Consider the following 17,504-nt stretch of genomic DNA (forward strand, 5'->3'; position numbering starts at 1 on the left):
GAGGGGGCTTGCTCCCGATCCGCCGCAGGCGGCCATTCACCTAGGTATTAGAGCTCCCGGCACCTGAATCACCCGGCTCGCCAACCGATGCCCCGCCAAGGCAGCCTCTGCTGGCGATCCACCATTGAGCCGACTGGCCAGATACGCCGCACTGAACGAATCCCCCGCCGCCGTCGTATCCACTACCTTCTCCACCTTCAATGCTGGCACCGCAAAGCGTTCCCCCGCACAACGAATCAGACACGCATCCGCCCCACGCTTGAGCACCACCTCGGCAATCGATGGATAGGCGGCAAACACCTGCTCGCTGTCTTCATAACCAAACAACCCGCGCTCGTCATCCTCGGTGAGCAAGGCGATATCCACTTCAGCCAATACCCTGCGATAAGCTTCACGGGCCGTTGCCACATCGGCCCACAGCCGTGGCCGGTAGTTGTTGTCGAACACCACCTTGCCACCGCGGCGCCTTGTTTCGACCAGGGTTTGCAGCAAGCGCTCGCGCCCGACCACGCCCAGCACCGCCAGGGTGATGCCGCTGAAATACACCACGTCATAACCTGGTAACGCCGCCAGGATCGGTTCGGCCGCCGCGGTGGTGAAGCAATCGCGCACGGCTGCTTCATTGCGCCAATACAGAAATTTACGTTCGCCATTGGCGTCGGTCTGGATGCAGTACAAGCCTGGCAAGCGTCCGGGCAGACGCTGGACCCTGCCCAGGCCAAGGCCCTCGGCTTGCCACTGGGCACACATGGCGTCGCTGAAGCTGTCATCGCCCAGGGCGGTGACGTAGTCGACGCTGCCCAAATCCCCCAGCTCACGGCGCAGGTACACCGCCGCGTTCAGGGTGTCGCCGCCGAAGCTCTGGTGCAGGCTGCCGTCGGCGCGGTGTTGCAGTTCGATCATGCATTCGCCGATGAGGGCGATGCGGGGTTGGGTCGTCATGGCTGCTGTCTCGGTGGGGCTGATGGCCTCATCGGGGGCAAGCCCCCTCCCACATTTGGAATACATTCTCCTGTGAGAGGGGCTTGCCCCCGATAGGAGCGACGCGGTCTAGAAGCAGGTATGCAGAGACTCGACCACCTGCAACTGCTCGTCCACCAGGCAGCCCACCTGCCATTTGTCGAAGGTCAGACATGGGTGGGACGTGCCGAACGAAATGATGTCGCCAATGCGCAATTCAACACCCGGCGCCACGCTCATGAACGCATGCTGATCCATCACGGCCGTGACCTTGCACGCACTCACATCATCACCCTGCACCGGCACAATCCCGGCCTTGTAGCGCTTGAGCGGCACTGGCAAGCCGGCGTCGTAGGCCACATCGCGCTTGCCCATAGCAACCACCGCAAAGCCTGGCTCCGGCAGCGACTGCACGTGCGCCCAGACTTCCAGCGCCGGGCGCAGGCCCTCGTTGAGGTCGCTGCGGCGCTCGAGCACGCAGCATTGCGCTTCTTTGTAGATGCCATGGTCGTGGGCCACGTAGCTGCCTGGGCGCAACACACTGAGGAAACGGCCGGCGGCGTTCTGCGCCTCAAACGACTCAGCGATCAAGTCATACCAGGCCGAGCCCGACGCGGTGATGATAGGTTTTGGCAGATCAAAAAAATCGTTGTCTTGCAGGTCCACCGCCAGTCGCACCAGGCTGGCGGCGAAATCACGAATGCCGCTGATCGCGTGCTCGCCGTGGATCACCCCTTCGTAGCCCTCGATACCGGTCAGGGCCAGTGCAGGCTGGGCCTTGATCGCCTTGGCCAGCTCGCGCACCTCCTGCTCGCTGCGGCAGCCGCACCGGCCACCGACCACGCCGTACTCGATCATCACGTTCAGGCGCAGGCCACGGGCGGCGAAAAACAGCCCCAGGTCAGCGACGTTGTCCGGGTGGTCGACCATGCAGTGGAAGTCAAAATCCTTATCGGCCAGCAGGTCGGCGATCAACGCCATGTTCGGCGCGCCCACTAATTGGTTGGCCATCAGCACACGCCGCACGCCACCGGCGTAGGCGGCGCGGGTCTGCACGGCGCTGGCCAGGGTGATGCCCCAGGCGCCGGCAGCGATCTGGCGCTGGAACAGCGCGGGCATCATGCTGGTCTTGCCGTGGGGTGCCAGCTCAGCGCCGCTGTTGCTGACAAAGTCCTGCATCCAGCGGATGTTATGTTCCAGGGCGTCGCGGTGCAGCACCAGGGCCGGCAGGCTGACGTCGCGAACCAGATGGGCACCGACGGCGGCGGCGCCTTTTTCAACGGCATTGAGGGCAGACATGGAAAACTCCTATTCGTTGATACGCCGGGCCAGGCTGTTGGCACTGTTGATCAGCACCCGGCGATAGTCGTGGTAGTTTTTGCTGGCATCGGCCCGGGGGGCGACAATGCATAAAGTCGCGATGCTGACGCCCTGGGCGTCCCGCACCGGGGCGGCAAAGCAATGGGTAAAGGTGTCGGCCACACTGTCGAAGGAAAAGAACCCATCGAGGGTGGCTTGCCGGATCTGAGCCAGGAAGCTGTGCAACGCCAGGCGCTGGCCGTCCGGCAGAATGAAATCGTCGGGGTCGATCAAGTCGACGATCTGTTGGTCGCTCAAGTGCCCCAGCAGCAGGCGCCCGGAAGCGGTCCAAGGGATCGGCGCGTTTTCACCGATATCCGAAGAAATACGGAAATGCCGCTGGCCTTCGCGCATCAGCGCTACCGTGTATTTGCGCCCATTGAGCAGGCACATCTGCGCGGTTTCGTGGGTTTGGCTGACGATGTCCTGCAAGGCATGGTCGGCCTCGCGGGTCAGGTCGAAGTGGCGCAGGTGTGCCTGACCCAGGAAATACAGCTGGCGGCCCAGATACACGTGACCGTCCTTGCCCACGGTTTCCAGGATGCGCCGCTCCAGCAAGGATGCGACCAGTTCATAGACCGTGGATTTGGGGCTGCCAATGCCGCTGGCAATATCATTGGGGCGCAGGGGCTGGCCGATTTCCTTGAGAAAATCGAGGATATCGAACGCACGGTCCAGGCCTTTGGCGCGGCGCTTGATGGTGTCTTCGGTCATGGCAATCGTCGGTCCGGTCATAGTGGTAATGCTGCACAGTGAACCCCTGTGGGAGCGGGCTTGCTCGCGAATACGGTGGGTCAGTGAATGCATCTGTGACTGACCCACCGCATTCGCGAGCAAGCCCGCTCCCACACTGGGTCTGCTGTGGGCTTAAAGGTGGGGGCATTCAGCCCTTTTTCTTGTAGGCCACGCAATCGATCTCGACCTTGCAATCGACCATCATATTGGCCTGCACACAGGCGCGCGCCGGGGCGTGTTCGGGGGTGAAGTATTCGCCGAAGACCTTGTTGAAACTCCAGAAGTCCCGTGGGTCTTCGAGCCACACGCCAACGCGCACCACATCCTTGAGTTCGTAACCGGCTTCTTCGAGGATCGCCACCACGTTACGCATAGTCTGCCGGGTTTGCTCGATGATGCCGCCACTGATGATTTCGCCGTCCACCGCCGGCACCTGGCCTGACACATACAGCCAGCCATCGGCTTCCACCGCACGGGCGAAAGGACGTGGCTGGCCGCCACCTGCGGTGCTGCCGGTACCGTAACGAGTAATGCTCATAAAAGTTGCTCCTTGTTAAAAACGAATGTTCTTGAGAAATTCCGCCAGGCGCGGCGACTGCGGCCGCTCGAAGATGTCTTTGGCGGTGCCCTGCTCTTCAATGCGCCCCTGGTTCATGAAGACGATCTGGTCTGAGACTTCATAGGCAAAGCGCATTTCGTGGGTGACCAGCAACATGGTCATGCCCTCTTCCGCCAGCCCCTTGATCACGCTGAGCACTTCGCCCACCAGTTCTGGATCCAGGGCCGAGGTGACTTCGTCGAACAGCATCAGGCTGGGGTTCATGGCAATAGCGCGGGCAATCGCCACGCGCTGTTGCTGGCCACCGGACAATTGGCCCGGGAAGTGGTTGCGGCGCTCCAATAAGCCGACGCGGTCCAGCCATTTTTCGGCCAGCGCCACCGCCTCATCCTTGCCCATCTTCTTGACCTTGAGCAAGCCGAGGGTGACGTTTTGCAGCGCGGTCAAATGCGGGAACAGGTTGAATTGCTGGAATGCCATGCCGGTCATTGCGCGATGCCGGGCAATCACCCGCTCCGGATGGCGCACGCGCTTGCCGCCGACCTCGCTGTAGCCGATGGATTCGCCATCGAGAGTGATCTGCCCGCCCTGGAACTCTTCCAGCAAGTTCACGCAGCGCAACAAGGTGGTCTTGCCCGAGCCGCTGGAGCCGATCAACGTCACCACATTGCCGCGCTGCATGGACAGGTCGACGCCCTTGAGCACTTCCACCTCACCGTATTGTTTACGCAGGCCACGAATGTCCAGCAGCGCTGGGTTGGTTTGAGCTTGGTTCATGGCAAGGCCACCCGCTTTTCAATGTAGCGCCCGAATAATTCGATGGCGTAGTTGATGACGAAGAACAGAAAACCGGCGAACAGGTAGAACTCCAGGGTCATGAAGGTGCGTGCAATCACCTGCTGGGTGCTCAGCAGCAATTCAGCCACGCCGATCACCGACAGCAAGGTCGAGGCCTTGACGATTTCCGTGGATGAATTGACCCAGGTCGGCAGGATCTGCCGCAGGGCCTGGGGCAACAGCACATAGCCCAGCGACTGGTAGAACGTCAGGCCAATCGCCTTGCCCGCTTCCAGTTGCCCACGGGGAATGGCCTGCAGCGCGCCGCGCACGATTTCCGAAACGTGGGAGCCACAGAACAAGGTCAGCCCGACCGCACCGGCCTGGAACGCACTGATTTGCCAGCCCAGGGCCGGCAGCATGTAGAAACACGCCAACACCAGCACAAACACCGGCGTGCCACGGATCAGGTCAACATACAGACGGAACGGCGCACGCATCCAGAACTTGCCGTAGGTCAGGATCAACCCGGCGACGATGCCGATCAGGGTACCGAAGATGATCGCCAGGGCCGACACGTACACGCTGGCCTGGAAGCCGGCCCAGAGCGTATCGCGGGCGACCCACAACTCATGCAGCCAACTGGGGGATTCGTACATGGAAACCCTCCTTAACGACGGATCGCCAGACGCTGCTCCAGGTAACGCAGCAGCATGGCAATGAGGTAACAGGCGGCCACGTAGAGCGCGGTCGTGACCAGCCAGGTTTCAATCACCCGGTAGCTTTCGACGTTGATCTTGCGGGCGTAATAGGTCAGCTCCGGCACCGCAATCGCAGCGGCCAGGGAGGTGTCCTTGAACAGCGAGATAAAGTTGTTCGACAGCGCCGGCAGCACATTGCGCAGCATCACCGGCACGGTGATATAGGCGCGGATCCGCCACTCGCCAAGGCCGATGGCCAACCCGGCTTCACGCAAGCCCTTGGGAATATTCAACAGCCCGGCGCGGAACACTTCGGTCAGGTAGGCCCCGGCATACAGCGACAGGGTGATGATGAACGAAGGGATCTTGTCCAGGCGAATCCCCAGCGACGGCAAGGCGAAGTAGATCAACAGGATCAACACCAGGATCGGCGTATTACGCACCACCGTCACGTACACCGAGGCAAAGATGCGCAATGCGCGGTGCCTGGACAGCATGGCAAATGCCATCAGCAGGCCGATCACGCAGCCGATGGCGATCGACAGCAAGGCCAACTGCAGGCCCAGGCCGAGCCCCGCCAGTAAGGTGTCGAAATCACGCCAGACGGCGGCAAAGTTCAACTGATAGTTCATGGTCAGCAGTACCTGAGTGGGGCGTGTTCAGGCACGCCCCGGTGGGTCCGGATCACTTGAATTCCACGGGAAAACCAATTGCAGGCTCTGGCAGATCCACGCCGAACCACTGCTTGAACGAGGCTTTGTAGGTGGGGAACTCCACACCGGTCATGGCTTCGTGCAGCGCGGTGTTGACGAAGTTCAGCCAGTCCTGGTCGCCGCGCTTGACCGCGCACGCATAGGTTTGCGGGCTCCAGGCGTAGGTCGGGCTGCGATAGCGGCCGGGGTTCTGCACCATCAGGTATTTGACCGAAGACTGGTCGGTGGCAGCGGCATCGGCGCGACCGGAGTTCACGGCCTGGTACATGAGGTCGACGCTGTCGTACTGGTCGACCTTGGCCTTGGGCAGCGCCTGGTGCACCAGTTCTTCGGCATACACGTTTTGCAGCACGGCCACGGTGACGTTATCGCCCGCCGCTTGCAGGTCTTCGATTTCCTTGTACTGGCTGTTGTTCGGCAGCAGCAGGCCAACGCCTTCGCGGTAATACGGCAGGGTAAAGGCCACCTGCTGCGCACGGCTGGCGGTGACGGTGATGAACTGGCAACTCATGTCGACCTTGTCGGTGAGCAGGTTGGGAATACGTGCATCGGAAGACTGCACCACAAATTCAACCTTGCTCGGGTCGTTGAACAAACCCTTGGCCACGATGCGACCGATGTCGATATCAAACCCCTGCAACTTGCCATCCGCTCCCTGGAAGTGCCACGGCGCATTGGTACTGCCTGTACCTACGATGAGATGCCCACGTTTGAGCACATTATCGAGCTTGCTGTCCGCCGCCTGCACAACACTGGCGAGGCAAGCCGATGCGGCGAAGAGAAAAACACACGCTTTGAACACGGAAGGTCGGTGATGCATGACAAGCACTCCAGGAGTTGTGTATTCCGCTATACCGGAACGTAGTATGTAACAACGGAATAGACAGCAGAAAGTGTGCCACAGGTGCTTGCGGAAAAATATGCTGGAGAGAAATCCGTTATGGATCAGCTAGATAGATATTGGAGAGATAAACGGTGCCGTACATCAGCGCACTGGATTTGCTACGCGACGCCCCACAACGGTGTTACTGCGCCCCCATACTGACCGCCTTGGACTGACTGCACGCTGAATGCAGCGACCGAGGCCGACCTGTGAAGGTTGACAGTAGACGGCGGTGAGCCACCGGCTTAGCGTTGGCAAAAACCAACGCGGCCTGAAGGGAGATCACCATGGGAATTGCCACGAGCAGAATTTCCAACGCCAAGGCGTTCGAACGGGTACTGAACACACCACGCCCGGTGTTCCTTCTGTTTGTATCAGAGCACTGCCCCGCTTGCGCGGACGCAGGCCCCTTATTCGAACTGCACGCCTGGAAGCATCCCAGGGTCGTGAGCCTGGTGCTCGATTGCGCGCACACGCCGAGGCACCCTGACGTGACAGGTACCCCGACGCTGCTGATCTACCTGAATGGCGCCTTGGTAGAAAAATTCAAAGGCTTCGGCCCCCCGGAAGAACAGGAGCAGTTTGTGCAGGGCATCTTCAGCCGTTATGACCCACGCAAGGGCGCAAATGCACCTGCGTCACCCGACGTTCCTCCACTTCCGCCACGGTCAGGCGCCAGCCTTCATGTTCCAGGCTATCGCCCACCACTGGCAGACGGTCGAGCAGGCTCATCACCAAACCCGCCAAGGTTTGATAATCCTCGGTCGCCGCAGCCTTGAAGCCCGTGCGCTGACGCACCAGGTTGAGGTTCAGGGCACCATTGGCACGGAAGCCATCGCCCTCCTCGACAATATCCGGCCCTTCGATTTCACTGGCGTCGGGCAATTCACCGGCGATGGATTCAAGAATATCGGTCATGCTCAACACGCCCATGAAATCCCCGAATTCGTTGATCACGAAGGCGATGTGGGTGGATTCCTGGCGCATCTGCTCCAGGGCATTGAGGATCGAAAAGCTTTCCAACAGGTTGATCGCCCGGCGCGCCAGGTGTTCCAGGTTCGGCTCGTTGCCGGCCAGGTACTCCTTGAGCAGTTCCTTCTTGTGCACGAAGCCCAAGGGCTCATCCACCGCGCCGTTGCGGATCAACGGCAGGCGTGAGTAAGACGAGTGCATCAATTTCAGGCGGATGGTGTCGGGATCGTCTGCCAGGTCGATGCAGTCAACTTTGGCCCGCGGGGTCATCAGGGTGCGAATCGGCCGCTCGGCCAGTTGCAACACACCGCTGATCATCACCCGCTCACGTCGGTCAAACAGCGGACCCTGCGCAGCATCTGGCTCACCCAGCAGATCGGCAACGTCTTCACCCACCTCCTCCACCGCCAGGCTGCGGCCGCCCAACAAGAGCATCACCGCGTGGGCGGTTCGCTCACGCACCGGCAGCACACCTTGTGCCGACTTCTTGCGCCGGGCCCGGGCGATCTGGTTGAACACCTCGATCAAAATCGAGAAACCAATGGCCGCGTACAGGTAGCCTTTCGGAATATGGAAGCCCAAGCCTTCGGCGGTCAGGGCGAAACCAATCATCATCAGGAAGCCCAGGCACAGCATGATCACTGTGGGGTGCGCGTTGACGAAGCGGGTCAGCGGCTTGCTCGCCACGATCATCAGGCCGATGGATACGATCACCGCGATCATCATCACCGCCAGCTCGTCCACCATGCCCACAGCGGTAATCACCGCGTCGAGGGAGAACACCGCGTCGAGTACCACGATCTGCGCCACGATCGGCCAGAACATCGCATAGGCCACATTGCCCGAGCGCTGGGCCACATGGCCTTCGAGGCGCTCATGCAATTCCATGGTGGCCTTGAACAACAGGAAGACACCACCAAACAGCATGATCAGGTCACGGCCGGAGAAGCTCTTGTCGAACACCTCGAACAGCGGCTGAGTGAGGGTCACCAACCAGGAGATACTCGCCAACAGGCCCAGGCGCATCAGCAACGCCAGGGACAAACCGATCAACCGCGCACGGTCACGCTGCTCCGGCGGCAACTTGTCCGCCAGGATCGCAATAAACACCAGGTTGTCGATACCCAGCACCAGTTCCAGCACAATCAAGGTCAACAGGCCGAGCCAGGCCGTTGGATCCGCTAACCATTCCATTTATAAAGTCTCTGTATTCAAGTTTTCAGAATGCCGGACACGGCAATGCGCGGTCAGTGGACCGGGACAAGGTTAGCAGGCGAAATACGGGGTGCTTCAGTGGGAACAACGACAGCAAGCGTCTTGGGGAAAGACGACTGGGAGGCTCCGAGAGGGTGTTCATGCAGGTCCTGAAATAACAAAAGGGCTTGAAGCGTACAGTTAATATACAAATTGCTCACATAGCAAAATTATTACAAAACCTGTCTCCCAGACTTATGCAAAACCAATGTGGGAGGGGGCTTGCCCCCTCCCACATTTGGAATGGTGTGATGTCAGGTTTTACGCGTGGCGTCGTCCAGCGCCAGGATGGTGTGAGCATTGGTGACGGTCGTCGCAAGCGTATTGATCACCCCCGAGCGCAATGCCCCCAACGTGGCCGCCGCCTTGGTGTTTTCACTGGCAATCGCCACCACATCCGGGATACGGAACAGTTCCTGCACCGTCAACCCGATCACTCGGCCCTGGATGGCGTTGACCGCCGGCTGGCCGTGAATGTCGATAAAGTCATAGCCCATCATGTCGCCCACCGTGCCGGACAAGCGCGCCTGGGCGATTTCCTGGGGTGAGAACCAGCCCATGCGTACCATGTTGCTGTTTTCGCTCATGTCGCCAATGCCGATCAGGGCAATGTCGGCACGCCGCGCACGGTCGAGGGTGGAACGCACCGTATCGTTATTGATCAACACCCCGCGCAGTTCCGGGTTGGCCACCAGCGCCGGGGCGTACAGGCTTTCACTCTCGCCGCCAAAGCGCAGGGCCAGGCGCCGGCAGATATGGTCGGGGTTCATGTACTCGCCAGCCTTGAGTGAACCACCGATGGCACACACAAACGTGCAGTTGCGCGTCACCGGCAGAAAGACGTTGTCGGCCACCGCACCCACGTTACGCCCCATGCCCACGGCGACGATCATGCCGTCGCCCAGGGTCTTGTTCAGGTAGTTGGCCACCAGGCTGGCGACCGCCGAACGCTGGGTGTCGGGGTCACTGTGGTCGACGGCGATCAAGGCCCGGTCGAGCTTGAAGCGCTCCACCAGCGCCCGCTCCAGCTCATTGTTCATCGCCGGGTGCTGCAACACGCGCACCTCGACAATGCCTTCATCCCGCGCACGCTTGAGCAGGCGGCTGACTTTGGCCCGCGACAGGTCGAAGCGCTTGGCGATGGCTTCCTGAGTGACGTTCTCAAGGTAATAGAGCATCGCCACTTCGGTCATTTGATCGATATCACTGGCCATGCGCTGGGTACTGTCACTCATGGGGACGGGCTTCCGTTTCGGCGTCAAAGGCGCATTCTCGCGACTCTTGCCCCGTGCCGTCCACTATTGATGCCCATCGCGCTCGATCGCGTTGATGCGCTCGACCTTGGCCCCGGAACGCGCCGCCTCGAACTCCGAGGCCAGGAACGCAGTGACAATGCTCTTGGCCAGCTCCGCACCGATCACCCGCGCACCGATGGACAGGATCTGCGCATCGTTGCTCTTGCGCGCCCGCTCCGCCGAATAGGTGTCATGGGCCTGGGCTGCACGGATGCCCAGCACCTTGTTGGCCGAGATAGCCATGCCGATCCCGGTGCCGCACACCAGTACGCCGAGGCGCTGCTGCCCGGCGTTAATGGCATTGGCCACCGCCAGGGCGATATCCGGATAAAGCACCGGCGCAGTGGAATGGGTGCCGAAGTCGGTCACCGGGTAACCCAGCGCCTCGATATGACGCCTCAACAGCTCTTTAAGCTCAAAACCCGCTTCATCGCATCCGATAGCCACCGGGAAAATTGTGTTCATGGCGTCTGGCTCCGCTGCCCTGACCTTGATTAGAACTGATCATATGATCAATCAATGAAATTCCTCTCAGTCATTTCGCGATCATTATGTCCTTCATGTCAAGCGTGATTTAACTGACCTCCCAGTCAAAGCTACCTAAACAGGCGTTATTGCCACTCAAGATGAGAATTAACGCTTTTCAGTGAAAGAGATTGACTGATCAGAATTTCATTTGATACACATATGATCACAGCGAAACATGACTGTGCGACCTAATAAGAATTCACAGCACGAGGACACGCCGATGGCCACGCCATTACTGCTCCAGGCTGAACACGTCGCCAAGGCTTACGCCGGGGTACCTGCCCTGCGTGACGGGCGCCTCTCTCTGCGGGCCGGCAGCGTCCACGCCCTGTGCGGCGGCAATGGCGCCGGCAAGTCGACCTTCTTGAGCATCCTGATGGGCATCACCCAGCGTGACGCCGGCACCATTGTGCTCAACGGCGCACCGGTGCAGTTCAACCGCCCCAGTGAAGCCCTGGCAGCGGGGATCGCGATGATCACCCAGGAGCTGGAACCCATCCCCTACATGACCGTTGCCGAAAACATCTGGCTGGGCCGCGAACCGCGCCGCGCCGGCTGCATCGTCGACAGCAAGGCCCTTTACCGGCGCACTCGCGAGCTGCTGGAAAGCCTGGAATTCGACGTCGACGCCACCCGCCCCATGTACCGCTTGAGCGTGGCGCAGATCCAACTGGTGGAAATCGCCAAGGCGTTCAGCCATGACTGCCAGGTGATGATCATGGATGAGCCTACCTCGGCCATCGGCGAGCGCGAGGCCGAGACCCTGTTCAAGGCCATTCGCCGCCTCACCGCGCGTGGCGCCGGCATCGTGTATGTGTCCCATCGCTTGAGCGAACTGGCGCAGATCGCCGATGACTACAGCATCTTCCGCGACGGCGCCTTTGTCGAAAGCGGGCGCATGGCCGATATCGACCGCAACCACCTGGTACGCGGCATTGTCGGCCAGGAACTCACGCGCATCGACCACAAGGTCGGCCGCGAATGCGCCGCCGACACCTGCCTGCAAGTCGACAACCTGAGCCGCAACGGCGAGTTCCACGACATCAGCCTGCAACTGCGCCGCGGCGAGATCCTCGGCATCTATGGGCTGATGGGCTCCGGGCGCAGTGAGTTTCTCAATTGCATCTACGGGTTGACTGTGGCGGATTCCGGCAGCGTGACCCTGCAAGGCAAGCCCATGCCCATCGGGCTGCCCAAGGCCACCATCGACGCGGGCATGTCGCTGGTCACCGAAGACCGCAAGGACAGCGGTCTGGTGCTGAGCGGCAGCATCCTGTCGAACATTGCACTGTCGGCCTACAAGCGCTTGTCGAGCTGGTCGCTGATCAACGCACGCAAAGAAACCCAACTGGCCGAGGACATGGTCAAGCGCCTGCAAATCAAGACCAGCTCCCTGGAACTGCCGGTGGCGTCCATGAGCGGCGGCAACCAACAGAAAGTGGTGCTCGCCAAATGCCTGTCCACGGAACCTGTGTGCCTGCTTTGCGATGAGCCGACACGGGGCATCGACGAAGGCGCCAAGCAGGAGATCTACCACCTGCTCGACCAGTTCGTGCGGGCCGGTGGAGCCGCCATCGTGGTCTCGTCGGAAGCTCCGGAACTGCTGCACCTGAGCGATCGCATCGCCGTATTCAAGGGCGGCCGGCTGATCACCATCAGCACCGACACCGCCCTTTCCCAGGAAGCCTTGTTGAGTCTTGCCTCATGAATGCCAAAACCATTGTCGCCCCCGTAACCACGGCGCCACGCAAGCGCCTGCGCCTGCCCCTCGACCGCTTCGGCCTGCCGCTGGTGTTTATCCTGCTCTGCGTGGTGATGGCGTTCTCCAGCGAATACTTCATGACCTGGCGCAACTGGATGGACATCCTGCGCCAGACCTCCATCAACGGCATCCTCGCCGTGGGCATGACCTATGTGATCCTGACCAAGGGCATCGACCTGTCAGTGGGTTCGATCCTGGCGTTTGCCGGGCTGTGCAGCGCCATGGTCGCGACCCAGGGCTACGGCCTGTTGGCAGCCGTCAGCGCCGGGATGTTTGCCGGGGCGATGCTCGGCGTGGTCAATGGCTTTATGGTCGCCAACCTGTCGATCCCGCCGTTCGTGGCGACCCTCGGCATGCTCAGCATTGCCCGGGGCATGACCTTTATCCTCAACGACGGCAGCCCGATCACCGACCTGCCCGACGCCTACCTGGCCCTGGGTATCGGCAAGATCGGCCCGGTGGGCGTGCCGATCATCATCTTCGCCGTGGTCGCGCTGATCTTCTGGATGGTGCTGCGCTACACCACCTACGGCCGTTATGTGTACGCGGTGGGCGGCAATGAAAAAAGCGCGCGCACCTCCGGCATCGGCGTGCGCAAGGTGATGTTCTCGGTGTACGTGGTCTCGGGCCTGCTCGCCGGGTTGGCCGGCGTGGTGTTGTCGGCACGTACCACCTCTGCCCTGCCCCAGGCTGGGGTTTCCTATGAGCTGGACGCGATTGCCGCGGTGGTCATCGGCGGCACCAGCCTGTCGGGCGGTACCGGCAGCATTGTCGGCACCTTGTTCGGTGCGCTGTTGATCGGTGTGATCAACAACGGCCTGAACCTGCTCGGCGTGTCCTCCTATTACCAGCAGGTCGCCAAGGGCCTGATCATCGTGTTCGCAGTACTGATCGACGTGTGGCGCAAGAAAAAACGCTGAAGAACGACCGATAACAATAACTGGAGTTCTACTTATGAAACTGGGTACCCCCTTGGCCGCCGCGGCGGCCCTCTCCCTGCTCGCCAGCAGTATCGCCCTGGCTGGCGATGGCAAGACCTACAAGATCGGTGCAGCCGTCTACGGCCTCAAGGGCCAGTTCATGCAGAACTGGGTCCGGGAGCTCAAGGAACATCCGGCCGTCAAGGATGGCACCGTGCAGTTGACGGTGTTCGACGGCAACTACGACGCCCTGACCCAGAACAACCAGATCGAAAACATGGTGACTCAACGCTACGACGCGATTCTGTTCGTACCGATTGATACCAAGGCCGGCGTGGGTACCGTCAAGGCCGCCATGAGCAACGACGTGGTGGTCATCGCCTCCAATACGAAAGTAGCCGATGCCAACGTGCCGTATGTCGGTAACGACGACGTGGAAGGCGGCCGCCTGCAGGCCCAGGCCATGGTCGACAAGCTCAACGGCAAGGGCAACGTGGTGATCATCCAGGGCCCGATTGGCCAGTCGGCGCAGATCGACCGGGAAAAAGGCGAGCTGGAAGTGCTGGGCAAGCACCCGGACATCAAGATCATCGAGAAGAAAACCGCCAACTGGGACCGCGCCCAGGCCCTGACCCTCACCGAAGACTGGTTGAACGCCCACCCCAAGGGCATCAACGGTGTGATCGCGCAGAACGACGACATGGCCTTGGGCGCCGTACAGGCGCTGAAATCCCATGGCCTGACGTCCAAGGACGTGCCCGTCACCTCCATCGACGGCATGCCGGATGCGATCCAGGCGGCGAAAAAAGATGAAGTCACGACCTTCCTCCAGGATGCCCAGGCCCAGTCTCAAGGCGCGCTGGACGTGGCCCTGCGCGCCCTGGCCGGCAAGGACTACAAGCCGCAGTCGGTGATCTGGGAGCGCTATGCCAAGGACGTGAAATGGGGCGACGGCACGGCCAAGAATTACATCCTGCCGTGGGTGCCGGTGACCAATGCCAATGCGGATGCGCTGTACAAACAGGTCAGCGGCGGTAAGTAGCTATTGACTTGAAATACAGGCAAGCCCCCTCCCACATTTTGATCTTCACCGTTTTCGAAAATGGAGTCACTCATGTCTGGATTCTGGAACCAAGCCTTCGACCTCAGTGGCCGTTGCGCGGTAATCACCGGCGGCGCCGCCGGCATCGGCCTGGCCTGCGCCACCCTACTGGTGGAGCGCGGTGCCCGCGTGGCGCTGCTGGACCGCGACCCCGCAGTGGTCGAGGTGGCCGCCCGCCTCGGTACCGGGCACCTGGGCATTGCCGTCGACCTCGGCCAGATCGCCCAGATACAACCCACCGTCGACCGCGTATTCGCACACTTCCAACGCCTGGATTACTTGATCAACAGCGCCGGCGTGGTGCTGCTGGACAAGGCCATCGAGGTCAGTGAAAGCGCCTGGGACATCACCCTGGACATCAACCTCAAGGCCAGTTTCTTCATGGCCCAGGCCTGCGCCAAACACATGCTGGCCAGCGGCAGCGGGCGCATCGTCAACCTCGCCTCACAGGCTGCCGTGATCGGCCTGGACCGTCACGTTGCCTACTGTGCAAGCAAGGCGGCCATCGTCGGCATGACCAAGGTATTGGCCATGGAATGGGCGCCACACGTCAACGTCAACGCTATCTCCCCCACCATCGTCGAAACCGCCCTGGGCAAAAAAGCCTGGGCCGGTGAAGTGGGTGAGCGGGCCAAATTGCAGATCCCGGCGGGCCGTTTCGCATTGCCTGAAGAAATCGCCGGGCTGGCGTTGTACCTGCTCAGCGATGCCGCGCAGATGATCACCGGCGCCAACATGGTGATCGACGGCGGCTACAGCATTCAGTAATTGATCTTTATGTCGTGAGGTTTTGCCATGTCTACCGTCACCGAACGCACACCTGAACAACTCGCCCCGAGCATCCCGAAAACCATGCAGGCCGTGGTCTGCCACGGCCCGGAAGACTATCGCCTGGAAACCGTCGACGTGCCCACGCCCGGCCCCGATGAGATCCTGACCAAGGTCGAGCTGTGCGGCATCTGCATGGGCGATATCAAGACCTATCGCGGCGCGCCGTCGTTCTGGGGCGATGCCGAGCAACCGCGCTACGTGAAGCCGCCGATGATTCCCGGGCATGAGTTCGTGTGCCGGGTAGTCGCCCTCGGTCCAGGCGCCGAGAAACGCGGCGTGGCCGTCGGCGACCGGGTTATCTCCGAGCAGATCGTGCCGTGCTGGGGTTGCCGCTTCTGCAACCACGGCCAGTACTGGATGTGCCAGAAGCACGACCTGTATGGCTTCCAGAATAATGTGCAGGGCGCCATGGCCCAGTACATGATCTTTACCAAGGAAGGCATCATCCACAAAGTGCCGGAATCCATCGCCCCGGACGAAGCGATTTTGATCGAGCCGCTGGCCTGCTCGCTGCACGCGGCGGAGCGCGCCAACGTCGACCATGACGACATTGTGGTGGTCGCCGGCGCCGGTACCCTGGGCCTGGGCATCATCGGCGCGGTGCGGTTGCGCAACCCGAAAAAACTTATCGTGCTGGACATGAAACCCGAACGCGCCGCCCTCGCTCTGCGCATGGGTGCCGACGAAGTCTGGAACCCGGCCGAAGTGGACGTGCTGGCGAAAATCCGCGAGATCACTGACGGCTACGGCTGCGACATCTATATCGAAGCCACCGGCCACCACAAGGCGGTCAACCAGGGCCTGGCGATGCTGCGCAAGCTGGGGCGCTTCGTCGAGTTCAGCGTGTTCAATGACGAGGCCACGGTAGATTGGTCGATCATCGGCGACCGCAAGGAGCTGGATATCCTTGGCTCGCACCTGGGGCCGTACATGTACCCCAGGGCCATCGACTTTATCGGCAACCGCAAGATCGACATGCGCGATGTGGTGACCCATAAGTTTGCGCTGGCGGATTTCAAGGAGGCGTTTGCGGTGATGGAGCGTGGGGACAAGTCGCTCAAAGTGGTCCTCGAGCCCTAAGCACACCACAGGCCCCTCCCACACTGGACTGCGTTGAACCACTAGAACAACAACACAGGAACCCGCGTTATGAATCGAGTCATCAACGATCCGGACCAAGTGGTCGAGGACATGCTGCGCGGCATCCTGGTCGCGCACCCCGAGCTGCGCCAGTACGAGACCAACCCACGGGTCATCGTCAAAGCCAGGCCGTCCGCCCGCGGCCGTGTCGGCATCGTCACCGGTGGCGGCTCCGGGCATGAACCGGCGTTCCTCGGTTATGTCGGCCCGGGCCTGGTGGATGCCGTGGCGGTCGGTGAGATTTTTTCCTCGCCCACCGCCAAGAGCTTTTTCGACGCCTTCCGCGCTGCCGACCATGGCGCAGGCGTGGCTTGCCTGTATGGCAACTACGCCGGCGACAATATGAACGTCAAGCTGGCGATGAAAATGGCCGCCAGCAAAGACATGCACATCCGCACCGTGGTCGCCAACGACGACGTGGCCTCGGCGCCCAAGGCGGATATCGCCAAGCGTCGCGGAGTGGCCGGGGAAATCTTCATGTGGAAGATTGGCGGTGCCGCCGCCGCCCAGCATTACGACCTGGACGGGGTGATTCGCGTCGCGCAGAAAACCGTCGACCACTGCCGCTCGATTGGTATCGGCCTCACGCCCTGCACCATCGCTGCCGTGGGCAAGCCGAACTTCCAGATCCCCGACGGCCAGATGGAGTTGGGCATCGGCCATCACGGCGAACCGGGCATCGAAGTCATCCCGATTGAGCCGGCTGCCGCCATGGCCGAGCGCATGCTCGCACCGATCCTGGCGGATCGTGATTTCAGTCAGGACGACAGTGTGGTGGTGCTGGTCTCGGGCCTCGGCGCTACACCGGTGATGGAGTTGTATATTTTCTACGCCGAGGTGGAAAAACAGCTCAAGGCCAAGGGCTTGAAGATTCACCGTTGCTACGTCGGCAACTACTTCACCTCCCTGGAAATGATGGGCGTGACCCTGACCCTGCTCGGCCTCGACTTAGAACTGAAAACCCTGATCGACCAACCCTGCCGTTCCATCGGCATGACCCAGGCGGAGTGAAC

General features: G+C 61.1%; 17 protein-coding genes and 1 pseudogene. 7 read left to right on the plus strand and 11 right to left on the minus strand.

The features are described 5' to 3' along the window. Positions 1-36 precede the first annotated feature (36 nt). From JFT66_RS27830 to JFT66_RS27865, 8 genes are all read right to left on the minus strand, one after another. Positions 37-942 (minus strand): sugar kinase, encoded by a 906-nt coding sequence (locus JFT66_RS27830; RefSeq protein WP_198860524.1) that lies wholly within the window; start codon positions 940-942, stop codon positions 37-39. 108 nt (positions 943-1,050) lie between these two features. After that, a complete protein-coding gene (locus JFT66_RS27835) occupies positions 1,051-2,259 on the minus strand; it encodes an amino acid deaminase (RefSeq protein WP_153839534.1) in 1,209 nt (402 codons plus the stop codon). 9 nt (positions 2,260-2,268) lie between these two features. Next, complete coding sequence (locus tag JFT66_RS27840) at positions 2,269-3,033, minus strand: IclR family transcriptional regulator (RefSeq protein ID WP_034119945.1); 765 nt, start codon at positions 3,031-3,033, stop codon at positions 2,269-2,271. Positions 3,034-3,202: 169 nt separating this feature from the next. Next, positions 3,203-3,592, minus strand: a complete 390-nt coding sequence (locus JFT66_RS27845) for a RidA family protein (RefSeq protein ID WP_034119946.1) — start codon at positions 3,590-3,592, stop codon at positions 3,203-3,205. 15 nt (positions 3,593-3,607) lie between these two features. Then, on the minus strand, positions 3,608-4,390 hold the full coding sequence (locus JFT66_RS27850) for an amino acid ABC transporter ATP-binding protein (protein WP_153839533.1): 783 nt from the start codon (positions 4,388-4,390) through the stop codon (positions 3,608-3,610). Further along, positions 4,387-5,049, minus strand: a complete 663-nt coding sequence (locus JFT66_RS27855; RefSeq protein WP_153871789.1) for an amino acid ABC transporter permease — start codon at positions 5,047-5,049, stop codon at positions 4,387-4,389. Before JFT66_RS27855 ends, JFT66_RS27850 begins: the two co-directional genes overlap by 4 nt. Before the next feature lie 11 nt (positions 5,050-5,060). Continuing rightward, positions 5,061-5,723 (minus strand): amino acid ABC transporter permease, encoded by a 663-nt coding sequence (locus tag JFT66_RS27860; protein ID WP_017737242.1) that lies wholly within the window; start codon positions 5,721-5,723, stop codon positions 5,061-5,063. A gap of 52 nt (positions 5,724-5,775) precedes the next feature. Next, positions 5,776-6,624, minus strand: coding sequence for a transporter substrate-binding domain-containing protein (locus JFT66_RS27865; protein WP_034119949.1), 849 nt, complete (start codon positions 6,622-6,624; stop codon positions 5,776-5,778). A gap of 350 nt (positions 6,625-6,974) precedes the next feature. On the opposite strand from JFT66_RS27865, the pseudogene JFT66_RS27870 reads away from it, so the two are divergent. Further along, positions 6,975-7,259, plus strand: a pseudogene (locus JFT66_RS27870) (thioredoxin family protein); the annotation flags it as partial. A 25-nt stretch (positions 7,260-7,284) separates the two neighbouring features. Here the strand turns inward: JFT66_RS27870 and JFT66_RS27875 are convergent. From JFT66_RS27875 to rpiB, 3 genes are all read right to left on the minus strand, one after another. Next, a complete protein-coding gene (locus JFT66_RS27875) occupies positions 7,285-8,853 on the minus strand; it encodes a TerC family protein (RefSeq protein ID WP_034119951.1) in 1,569 nt (522 codons plus the stop codon). A 314-nt stretch (positions 8,854-9,167) separates the two neighbouring features. After that, complete coding sequence (locus JFT66_RS27880) at positions 9,168-10,148, minus strand: sugar-binding transcriptional regulator (protein WP_003191835.1); 981 nt, start codon at positions 10,146-10,148, stop codon at positions 9,168-9,170. Between the two features lie 63 nt (positions 10,149-10,211). Further along, the gene (gene rpiB / locus JFT66_RS27885; protein WP_034119952.1) at positions 10,212-10,673 is read right to left on the minus strand and encodes a ribose 5-phosphate isomerase B; all 462 of its coding nucleotides are present in this window, start codon (positions 10,671-10,673) and stop codon (positions 10,212-10,214) included. 283 nt (positions 10,674-10,956) lie between these two features. Here rpiB and JFT66_RS27890 point away from each other — a divergent pair, with 283 nt between their 5' ends. The 6 genes from JFT66_RS27890 (at position 10,957) to JFT66_RS27915 (ending at position 17,502) form a co-directional block, all read left to right on the plus strand. After that, positions 10,957-12,444, plus strand: a complete 1,488-nt coding sequence (locus JFT66_RS27890; protein ID WP_198860525.1) for a sugar ABC transporter ATP-binding protein — start codon at positions 10,957-10,959, stop codon at positions 12,442-12,444. Then, positions 12,441-13,418: an ABC transporter permease gene (locus JFT66_RS27895; RefSeq protein WP_198860526.1), complete on the plus strand. Its 978-nt coding sequence runs from the start codon at positions 12,441-12,443 to the stop codon at positions 13,416-13,418. Before JFT66_RS27890 ends, JFT66_RS27895 begins: the two co-directional genes overlap by 4 nt. Before the next feature lie 34 nt (positions 13,419-13,452). After that, a complete protein-coding gene (locus JFT66_RS27900) occupies positions 13,453-14,460 on the plus strand; it encodes a substrate-binding domain-containing protein (protein ID WP_034119955.1) in 1,008 nt (335 codons plus the stop codon). Positions 14,461-14,532: 72 nt separating this feature from the next. Next, positions 14,533-15,288 carry an SDR family oxidoreductase gene (locus tag JFT66_RS27905; protein ID WP_153839530.1) on the plus strand — a complete coding sequence of 252 codons (756 nt, stop codon included), beginning with the start codon at positions 14,533-14,535 and terminating at the stop codon, positions 15,286-15,288. A 27-nt stretch (positions 15,289-15,315) separates the two neighbouring features. After that, entirely contained in the window at positions 15,316-16,431 is a 1,116-nt protein-coding gene (locus JFT66_RS27910) for an MDR/zinc-dependent alcohol dehydrogenase-like family protein (RefSeq protein WP_032876099.1), read from the plus strand. 69 nt (positions 16,432-16,500) lie between these two features. Continuing rightward, positions 16,501-17,502, plus strand: a complete 1,002-nt coding sequence (locus tag JFT66_RS27915; RefSeq protein ID WP_153839528.1) for a dihydroxyacetone kinase subunit DhaK — start codon at positions 16,501-16,503, stop codon at positions 17,500-17,502. Positions 17,503-17,504: the final 2 nt, after the last annotated feature.

It is taken from the genome of Pseudomonas sp. MF6755 (assembly GCF_016405635.1).
In the GTDB taxonomy this organism is placed as follows: Bacteria; Pseudomonadota; Gammaproteobacteria; order Pseudomonadales; family Pseudomonadaceae; genus Aquipseudomonas; species Aquipseudomonas haemolytica.

Bases quoted from the DNA above. Each gene is read 5' to 3' on its own strand.
- JFT66_RS27830 (WP_198860524.1), bottom strand. From the start codon at position 942: ATGACGACCCAACCCCGCATCGCCCTCATCGGCGAATGCATGATCGAA.
- JFT66_RS27835 (WP_153839534.1), bottom strand. From the start codon at position 2,259: ATGTCTGCCCTCAATGCCGTTGAAAAAGGCGCCGCCGCCGTCGGTGCC.
- JFT66_RS27840 (WP_034119945.1), bottom strand. From the start codon at position 3,033: ATGACCGAAGACACCATCAAGCGCCGCGCCAAAGGCCTGGACCGTGCG.
- JFT66_RS27845 (WP_034119946.1), bottom strand. From the start codon at position 3,592: ATGAGCATTACTCGTTACGGTACCGGCAGCACCGCAGGTGGCGGCCAG.
- JFT66_RS27850 (WP_153839533.1), bottom strand. From the start codon at position 4,390: ATGAACCAAGCTCAAACCAACCCAGCGCTGCTGGACATTCGTGGCCTG.
- JFT66_RS27855 (WP_153871789.1), bottom strand. From the start codon at position 5,049: ATGTACGAATCCCCCAGTTGGCTGCATGAGTTGTGGGTCGCCCGCGAT.
- JFT66_RS27860 (WP_017737242.1), bottom strand. From the start codon at position 5,723: ATGAACTATCAGTTGAACTTTGCCGCCGTCTGGCGTGATTTCGACACC.
- JFT66_RS27865 (WP_034119949.1), bottom strand. From the start codon at position 6,624: ATGCATCACCGACCTTCCGTGTTCAAAGCGTGTGTTTTTCTCTTCGCC.
- JFT66_RS27875 (WP_034119951.1), bottom strand. From the start codon at position 8,853: ATGGAATGGTTAGCGGATCCAACGGCCTGGCTCGGCCTGTTGACCTTG.
- JFT66_RS27880 (WP_003191835.1), bottom strand. From the start codon at position 10,148: ATGAGTGACAGTACCCAGCGCATGGCCAGTGATATCGATCAAATGACC.
- rpiB (WP_034119952.1), bottom strand. From the start codon at position 10,673: ATGAACACAATTTTCCCGGTGGCTATCGGATGCGATGAAGCGGGTTTT.
- JFT66_RS27890 (WP_198860525.1), top strand. From the start codon at position 10,957: ATGGCCACGCCATTACTGCTCCAGGCTGAACACGTCGCCAAGGCTTAC.
- JFT66_RS27895 (WP_198860526.1), top strand. From the start codon at position 12,441: ATGAATGCCAAAACCATTGTCGCCCCCGTAACCACGGCGCCACGCAAG.
- JFT66_RS27900 (WP_034119955.1), top strand. From the start codon at position 13,453: ATGAAACTGGGTACCCCCTTGGCCGCCGCGGCGGCCCTCTCCCTGCTC.
- JFT66_RS27905 (WP_153839530.1), top strand. From the start codon at position 14,533: ATGTCTGGATTCTGGAACCAAGCCTTCGACCTCAGTGGCCGTTGCGCG.
- JFT66_RS27910 (WP_032876099.1), top strand. From the start codon at position 15,316: ATGTCTACCGTCACCGAACGCACACCTGAACAACTCGCCCCGAGCATC.
- JFT66_RS27915 (WP_153839528.1), top strand. From the start codon at position 16,501: ATGAATCGAGTCATCAACGATCCGGACCAAGTGGTCGAGGACATGCTG.